The sequence below is a fragment of the Mycobacterium helveticum genome, assembly GCF_007714205.1.
In the GTDB taxonomy this organism is placed as follows: domain Bacteria; phylum Actinomycetota; class Actinomycetes; order Mycobacteriales; family Mycobacteriaceae; genus Mycobacterium; species Mycobacterium helveticum.
The window spans coordinates 26,995-35,901 of sequence record NZ_VMQU01000051.1 but is presented as its reverse complement, the minus strand read 5'-3'; the positions used below and the strand labels follow the sequence as shown (position 1 = coordinate 35,901).

The 8,907-nt window shown below is 68.2% G+C and carries 3 protein-coding genes; 2 read left to right on the top strand and 1 reads right to left on the bottom strand.

Annotation, left to right across the window (positions count from 1 at the left end; translation table 11 throughout):
• Positions 1–5,895, bottom strand: a 5,895-nt coding sequence (locus tag FPZ47_RS13680; protein WP_145039461.1) for a type I polyketide synthase, incomplete at its 3' end; no start/stop codon positions are given.
• A gap of 493 nt (positions 5,896–6,388) precedes the next feature.
• Between FPZ47_RS13680 and FPZ47_RS13675 the strand changes: the two genes are divergently transcribed.
• Positions 6,389–7,528, top strand: coding sequence for a class I SAM-dependent methyltransferase (locus FPZ47_RS13675; protein ID WP_425461753.1), 1,140 nt, complete (start codon positions 6,389–6,391; stop codon positions 7,526–7,528).
• A 61-nt stretch (positions 7,529–7,589) separates the two neighbouring features.
• Positions 7,590–8,858 (top strand): glycosyltransferase, encoded by a 1,269-nt coding sequence (locus FPZ47_RS13670; protein ID WP_144949918.1) that lies wholly within the window; start codon positions 7,590–7,592, stop codon positions 8,856–8,858.
• Positions 8,859–8,907 lie beyond the last annotated feature (49 nt).

Here is an 8,907-nt window from a genome sequence, read left to right as displayed (position 1 = left end):
GGCTTCGGGGGCTTCGGGGGCGTCGGGCAACAGCCAGATCACCAGCTCCGGACACGGGGCCACGGCCGCCAGACTGGTGTGGATCGGGCCGTTGCGCAGCGGGGTGGGAAGCTGCTCGGGTGAACCGGTGACAACCGCCCACCCGGGGGTGGTGGCTGCTGCCGGGGAGGTGTCGACGAGCAAGGGCGGCCAGCTCAGCTGGAACACGCTGTCCCGGAGGCCGGCCACAGCGGCAAGCTGCCCGCCGATGTCGGGGAGCTCACGCAGGGTGATCGTTCGAACGGTGATCACCGGGGCGCCGGTGGGGTCGGTGGCGCGCAGCTCGAACGTGTCCTCGGCGGTGCGGCTCAGCTGGACGTGCAGCTGGGTGGCCGCGGTGGCATACAGGGTGATCCCGCTGAACGCATACGGGAGCCGCACCGACGCCGAGTCGGCCGCACCGGTGCGGTCCACCACCGATGCCATCGCGTGCAGGGCGGCGTCGAGGAGGGCGGGGTGGATACCGTAGCCGGCGACCTCGGTGCCGGCGGGCAACGCCGCCTCGGCATAGACCGTCTCGGGTTGGGCGGGGTCGGTGCCGATACCCCGCAGCGACCGGAACGGGCCGCTGTAGCCGTAACCCCGCTGGGCCAGCCGTTCGTAGAAGTCGTCCTGGTCGAGCGCCTCGACACCCGGCGCCGGCGTGAGCGCGGGCGTGGCGGGATGGTGGGAGCTCAGCTCGCCGCTGGCGTGCAACGTCCACACGCCGGACTGGCCGCCGGTGCGCGAGTGCACGCTGAACGCGCGTTGCCCGGTGTCCTCGGCCGAATGCACAGCGATCTGCAGATCGGTGGGCCGATCGTCGTGCAGCCTCAGGGGGGTATGCAGGACGAGTTCGTCGATGACGGGGGAGCCGGTGTACTCACCGGCCTGCAACACCACATCGATGAAGCCGGTCGCCGGGAACAGCACGGTGTCGTGGACCTGGTGGCCGCGCAGCCAGCCCTGAGTCGCCGTTGACAACCGGCCGGTCAACACGACCTGGTCCTGGTCGGCAAGGTCGAGGACCGCACCCAGCAGCGGATGCTCCGCCCGGTCCTGGCCGAGCCCGCAGGCGTCGCCGGTCGAAGCGGGGTTCAGCCAGTAGCGGCGGTGCTCGAAGGGGTAGGTGGGCAGCTCGACGGTACGGGCGTGCGGAAACAGGACTGACCATGAGGGGCTGTGGCCGTAATTGTGCAGGTGGGCCAGGGCGGTGGCCAGGTTGTCTTGGTCGGGATGGTCGCGGTGCAACGTGGTGATCACCGCCGACTCGGTCCGGCCCGTGGCCTGGGCCAGCGTGTCGGTGATCGCCGGGGCCAAAACCGGATGCGGGGACAGCTCCACAAATGTGTGCTCGCCGGCGGCCAGTCGCTCGACCACCCGGTCGTGGAATCCGACCGGCTCGCGCAGGTTGCGGTACCAGTAGTCGGCGCCCATGGTGGTGGTGTCGAGGGGTTCGGCCGAAAGTGCTTGGCCCACTGTGGAATACAGCGGGATGCTGGAGGGCATTGGAGTCAGGTCGGCCAGCTTGTCCAGCAGGCGCTCCCGCAGGGGTTCGACTTGGGCCGAGTGCGAGGCGTAGTCGACGGCGATGGGCCGGATGTGGACGCCGTCACGCTCGCAGGCCGCGATGAACTGCTCCAGCGCGGCGGGGGTGCCGCTGATGATGGTGTGCGAGGGGCCGTTGATCGTGGCGATGCTCAACGCGTCACCCCAGGGCCGCAGGAGTGGCTCCAGTCGATCGGCGCTCAGCAGGACCGATGCCATGGCACCGGTACCGCCCAGGGCGCTGAGCGCCTGACTGCGCCGCGCGACTACCTTGGCGGCCTCGGGCAGGGACAGCACCCCGGCGATGTAGGCGGCGGCGATCTCGCCTTGGGAGTGGCCGATCACGGCGTCGGGAACGATGCCGTAGTGGCGCAGCACCTCGGCCAGCGAGACCATCATCGTGAACAGCACCGGTTGCACGACGTCGACGCGCTCCAGCGCCGGGGCGCCCGGGTCCTGACACAGGACATCGCGCACCGACCAGCCGGTGAAGGGGCGCAACGCGTTGTCACAGTCATCGACGGCGTCGGCGAAGACGCGGTGGTGTTCGTAGAGCTCGCGACCCATGCCGGTGTATTGGCCGCCCTGGCCGGGCAGCACGAACACGATTTTGCCGCGCAGGTGGGCCAGGTGGTGGTGGCCGGTCAGCTGCGGATGGGGTTGGCCGGCGCGCAGCGCATCCAGGGCATCCAGCAGCTCTTTGCGGAGATCGGCGCTGCCCGCCGGGGCGGTGATCACCGCCCGATACGGGTGCTGGGTCCGCGTGGTGGCCAGGCTGTAGGCCACATCGGTCAAATCCGGATCGGGACGGTCGGCAAGGTGGTGGTGCAGCCGGTCGGCCTGCGCGCACAACGCCGCGGGGGTGCGCGCCGAGAGCGGCCACATCAGCACCCCGAACCCGGCATCGGCTTCCCCGGCCGGGGATTCAGCCGGCGGGGTGGGGGCTTGTTGCAGGATCAGGTGCGCGTTGGTGCCGCTGATCCCGAACGAGGACACCGCCGCCGTGCGGGGGTGATCGGTGACCGGCCAGGGCACCGCCTCGGTCAGCAGCCGCACCGTGCCGTCCGACCAGTCGACGTGCGGGCTGGGGCTGCTGACGTTGAGGGTGGGGGGCAGGCTGTCGTGGTTGAGGGCCGCGGTCATTTTGATCAGGCCGGCCGCCCCGGCGGCGGCCTGGGTGTGGCCGATGTTGGATTTGATCGATCCCAGCCACAACGGGTGCCCGGCACCGCGGGCGGCGCCGTAGGTGGCGATCAGGGCGCCGGCCTCGATCGGGTCGCCCAGGGCGGTGCCGGTGCCGTGGGCCTCGACCACATCCACCGCATCGAGCCCGATGCCGGCGTTGGCCACGGCCTGGGTGATGACGCGCTGTTGGGCGGGCCCGTTGGGGGCGGTCAACCCGTTGGAGGCGCCGTCCTGGTTGATCGCCGAGCCGGCGACCACCGCCAGCACCGGGTGGTTGTTGCGCCGGGCGTCGCTGAGCCGTTCCAGCACCAGCACCGCGGCCCCTTCGCCCCAGCCGGTGCCATCGGCGTTGGCGGAGAACGCTTTACACCGACCGTCGGCGGCCAGCCCGCGTTGGCGGGCGAACTCGGTGAAGATCGTCGGGGTGGTCATCACCGTCACACCACCGGCCAGCGCCAGGCTGGACTCGCCCTTGAGCAAAGACTCACACGCCCAATGGGCGGCCACCAGCGACGACGAGCACGCCGTGTCGACGGTGATCGCCGGGCCCTGCAAACCCAGCGCGTAGGCAACCCGACCGGAGACCACACTGGTGGACGACCCGGTCAGGCCGTATCCCTCCGCGCTGTCCGAACCGCCTGCGCCGTAGGTTTGTGACCACGCCCCGACGAACACTCCGGTCGCCGAGCCCGCGAGCTCGGCCGGATCAATTCGGGCGGTTTCCAACGCTTCCCAGCACACCTCCAGCAACAGTCGCTGCTGCGGGTCCATCGCCACGGCCTCGCGCGCCGAGATCCCGAAGAAGTCGGCGTCAAAGCCGGCCACGTCCGTCAGAAACCCGCCGGCACGGGTGTAGGTCTTGCCGACCGCGTCGGGGTCGGGGTCGAACAACTCCGCCAGGTTCCAGCCGCGGTCGGCCGGAAACTCGCCCATCGCGTCGGTGCCGCCGGCCACCAGATTCCACAGCGCCGCAGCCGAATCCACCCCGCCGGGGAAGCGGCACGCCATCCCCACCACGGCGACCGGCTCCTCGGCCCGCACGTGCGCGCCCGCCGCGGCAGCGGCCGCTGCCGGCCCGGCCAGCAGCTGGCCCAGGTGGGTGGCCAGCTCGTCCGGGGTGGGGTAGTCGAAGGCCAGGGTGAGCGGCAAGTCCAGCTCGGTGACGGTCTTGAGCCGGTCCAGCAACTCGGTGGCCTTGATCGAGTCGAACCCCAGATCCTGGAACGTGAGCCCGGGGTCGATGTGCTCAGGGCCGGGCTGGCCCAACACCGTTGCCGCCTGCGCGCACACCTCCCTCACCAGCAGGTGATGTTGCTGCCCGCGGAGTGCGCGAAGTCGCTGCGCCAATCCCGCGTCGGCCTCGGCGCCCGCAACCGTGCCCTCGACCGTTTGCTGCTCCGGCGCACCGACCAGCGTGTCCATGCGGGTGAACCCACCATGGGTGTACAGCTCTACGCAGTCCCTCCGCCTGACCTTGCCGCTGGTGGTGAGGGGGATCGAACCGGGTTGCACCAGAACGAGGTCCGCCACACTCAGACCGTGCGCCTTCGATATCGCCGCGGTGATCTCACGCCTGACGGCGCCCATCCGGTGCGCCGCCGCCTCCGCGGATTCGTCCCGCTCCTTGAGCTCGACGATGGTGACCAACTGCTCGACGCCGTCATCGCCGGGAACTGCTATGGCCACGCAGCGGTTGTGGGTGATCTCCTGGATCGTCGCCTCGATGTCGTCGGGAGCGTGGTTGCGCCCGTAGACGATCAACAGGTCCTTGATGCGGCCCTTGATGAACAGCTCGCCGTCGGACACGAAGCCCAAGTCTCCGGTTCGCAGCCACGGCCCCTCGGGGGTGCCGGCCGGCGGGTCGACAAGCGTTGCGCCGAAGGTGCGTTCGGTCTCTTCGGGTTTGCGCCAATAGGCGGTGGCGACGTTGTCGCCATGCACCCAGATCTCGCCGACCGTTCCGGCCGGGCACTCGATCCTGGTCTCGGGGTCGACGATGAGAACCGTCGGCGACTGCCGCATGCCGTAACTGATCAGCGGCATGCCCTCCCCGCTCGCGCACCGTTTCGCGTGGCCGGCGGTCAGTTCCTCGGAGTCGAAACACACGATTTCCGGTGGATGGCCGGATTCGCGGGTCGCCACGAAGACCACTGCTTCCGCGAGCCCGTACGAAGGCCGCAACGCCTCGGGGTGAAGGTTGAAGCGGGCGAACCGCTCGGCGAAACGCCGCATGGTCGCCGGTTGTACGCGTTCGGCACCGTTGAGGATGTGGCGCACGTCGCCGAGGTCAAGCCCGGCCAGGTCGTCGTCCGAGGTCTTCTGTGCCGTCAACGCGAAAGCGACGTTGGGCCCTGCCGAAAACACGCGAGTGTTGGTTGCCATCAACTGCATCCACCGCGCCGGCCGCTGCAGGAACGAGATCGGGCTCGTGACCACGGCGTGCAGTCCCGCCAGAACCGGGAGGACGATTCCGACGATCAAACCCATGTCGTGAAAGAACGGCAACCACGACACGACGGTGGTGTCCGGCGGAGCGGCCCCGTCGAAGTAGGCGGAAATGATCTGTTCGAAATTGCCCTGGATGTTCTTGTGCGAGACCACAACTCCAGCCGGCGTGCGCGTCGACCCGGAGGTGTACTGCAGATACGCGATCTCTGGCAGGCTTTGGGGCTCGGCAAGGGGACCGTGCTCAGCGTCCAGGTCCAGCAAATCAAGTTCGATGATCGACGGCCGGGAATCGGCGGGCAGCGCCGCGATGTAGTCGGCGATGCTTCCCGCGACAGCGGATGTCGTCAGGACGGCAGTCGGCGTGGCGTCCCGCAGCACCGCGCCGACGCGCTCATCGCTGGCACCACCCAGCGGAACGGACAGCGGAACCGCGATCTGCCCGGCCTGTAATGCGCCCAGGAACGCAACGACGTACTCCAGTCCCTGCGGCGCCGAGATCACGACGCGATCACCGGTTGACCCGTGCGCGTCGAGTTCCCGCGCGACGTTCAGCGTTCGCCGATACAGTTGCGACCACGTCACGCTCTCCGCGACGCCCGCCCAGTCCTGCTCGTAGTCGACAAACGTGAACGCCGTCTGATCGGGCCGCAGACGGGCATGTTCGCGCAGCACCGCCGGAATGGAAGACTCGATCACGGCTTGACGATAATGGGTAGACAGATAGGCCGTTGGCAGAACCGGCGCAGCCCGGCGGGAAGGGCCGTTGATCTGCCCGCTGCGGAACGGCGAATCCTTCCCGGCGATCCTGCGTCATCCGCCGCCACGGCGACGACGCGCAAACCTTCGATGTCCGGGCGCAGTCCCGGCTCTGCCGCCCGCCGACCCGGCAGTGCTTCGACAGGGCCAACGCCGCCGGTGTGCTGCAAGATCGCCAACCTTGGAAGGAGAGGACGTGTGATTTGAGTCGGGGAATTATTACACACCCGTCCAACGCATTGGGTATGTTGGCCAATCATCACGTCATCGTCGTCGGCTCGGGAGCCTCTGGCTGTTGGGGCTGTCAAAGAGCCGACGGAAGGCGGTCCTGCGTGCGGGTGGAAACCCGGACATCGCCCATGGCTTCCCTGCCAACGCGGCGGTGCGCGAAATCGCGGGGCCGCGTCAAACCGAGCACCCGGAGGTTGAACCGGTGAGCGTAGTCGACAGTCCGACAGTGGACAGTCCAGTCGCCGTGGATCGGACGACTCTCCATCACCTGTGGAAAGCGATTCTCGTCGGCATCGCGGCCGTCGTGGCGGGGGCGTGTTACGCCGTTCCGGTGTTACTCGTCGCGCTCGGCGTGCTTGTTCTGTTGCTCCTCTGTGCACGCGTGGTGTATCGGGGTCGCGGCCGTTACATCCCAAATCTCTATGCTCGGGACATCCGGGTTTACGACGACGCGTATCGCACGTTCATAGGCCGCTCGCTTTCGAGCCTGCGTCAGTGCAGGATTCCAGGTCACACGTTGTTGTGGGAGGCCTCGCGCCTACCGAAACCAAGCCGCCAGGGTCCCGAGGAGCTGATGCTTGATCTCGGCGTCTGGCTTGGCTGGTCGACGAGGCTGACAGCCGATGCTTCCGGCCGCCAGGTGTACGGCTTCGACACCTTTGAGGGTCTTGTCGAAGATTGGCAAGTCGACGACCAGATGCTGATCAAGCGCGGGAGCTTCGCACTCTCCGAACCGCTGGCGCAACGTTCCATGCGTGATACCGGTGTGAGCCTGCACGACGGGTTACCTGCGACGCTCGGTCGCAAAGTCCAGTTCGTCAAGGGAAGCACCTACGAGACGCTGGCCCCGTTCCTGGCCGACCGACCGGACGCCCCGATCCGGCTTTTCCACATGGATCTGGACACCTACGAGAGTTGCCTGCATGCGCTGGAGACCTGCAAGGACCGCTTTATCGAAGGATCCGTTCTCGTCTTCGACGAATACCTCGTCACCAATGCCGAAATGCGGGCGTTCTTCGAGTTTCAGAACCAGTACGCGCTGGAATGGCGATACCGAGCCTGGGGTCTCGAAGTCATGGAGATGAACCTCGAGATGGTTGTGTCGCGCTGGAAGCGCGTGCCGTACTACCTGCTCTGGATCGCAGCGTATTGGCTGGCGGGCGACGGGAGCTACGTCTGGAAGGTCTTCAGCAGGCGTTTTTGGCGATTTTGGCTGGGCGCACCGATCGGCGACATCTTCTTCATGCTCGGCGCCGCCGGGCAACGGAAGTCGGTGAGTCTGGAGATCACCGGTCTGGGTGCGTTGGACCGGAACCGTCCGCGCGGCCGAAACCACGGATGAACGGCGGCCCCTTGGTTTCATCGCGTGATGGTGCCGGGCGGCTGAACGGGGTGGGCCCGCGATGAAATTCGTCCTGGCGAGCTGGGGAAGCCGCGGCGATGTCGAACCGAACCTCGCCGCCGGACGCGAACTGGTGCGCCGCGGCCACGAGGTCTGCATGGCCGTCCCGCCGGACTTGGTCGGGTTCACCGAGGCGGCCGGGGTCGCGGCCGTCGGATTCGGGCCGCAGGCGCACTCCATCCTGGACGCGCACCGCGAGTTCTGGACGTGCTTCTTCAGCCACCCCTGGCGGCTCCGGGATCTGGTCAGGTCACGCCTCGAAATTTCGGGGCCGCTGCTGCGGGCCTGGCAGGAGATGAGCACGACGCTGGTGTCGCTGGCGGACGGGGCCGACCTCATCTTCTCCGGCATCAATTTCGAGGACGCCGCCGCCAACGTCGCACAGTATTACGACATTCCGCTGGCCACTCTGCATTACTTCCCGCTGCGGCCCAACGGCCAGACCATGGCACTCCTGCCGGCGCCCATGGCCCGCGCGGCGGTGACGGCGTATTGGTGGGCGTCGTGGCGTGCGACGAAGAAGGTCGAGGAGGCCCAACGCCGCGAACTGGGCCTACCGAAGGCAACGGGACCGGCGCCGCGGCGGATCACCGAACGCGGATCGCTGGAAATCCAGGGCTACGACGCGGCGCTCTATCCCGGGCTGGCAGCCGAATGGGCAGCATATGAGCGTCAACGTCCCTTTGTCGGCGCGCTGACGCTGGGGTTGGCGACCGATGCCGATGAGGAAGTCGCGTCCTGGATCGCCGCGGGGACACCCCCGATTTACTTCGGGTTCGGCAGCACCCCGGTCGAGTCCCCGGCCGACACGGTCGCCATGATCGGCGCGGCCTGCGCGCGGTTGGGCGAGCGGGCGTTGGTGGGCGCCGCCGGAACCGACTTCGGCAGCGTCCCCCACCCTGAGCACGTCAAGGTGGTGGGCGCGGTGAATTTCTCGACCGTCTTTCCCGCCTGCCGCGCGGTTGTGCACCACGGAGGCACGGGCACCACGGCCATCGGCCTGCGCGCAGGAGTCCCCACGCTGATCCTTCCGACGGACATCGATCAGACGCTCTCGGGATCTCGGGTCACACGGCTGAAGGTGGGCACCGCCCGGCGCTTTTCGGCCGCGACCGAGGAATCGCTGGTCGCCGATCTGCGCACCATCCTCGCCCCGGAATACGTGGCCCGGGCCCGCGAGCTCGCCACCCGGATGACCGAGCCCGCCAAGAGCGTCGCCGCCGCCGCCGATCTGCTGGAAGATTTCACGCGCTCCGGGCGTGTCGGCTGATCCACGATCCGGGGTTTCGCCGGCGTCCGCGAGCGGCGGACGCTCGGGT

Excerpts from the sequence above, each read along its gene's own strand:
- FPZ47_RS13670 (WP_144949918.1), top strand. The coding sequence starts at position 7,590 with ATGAAATTCGTCCTGGCGAGCTGGGGAAGCCGCGGCGATGTCGAACCG.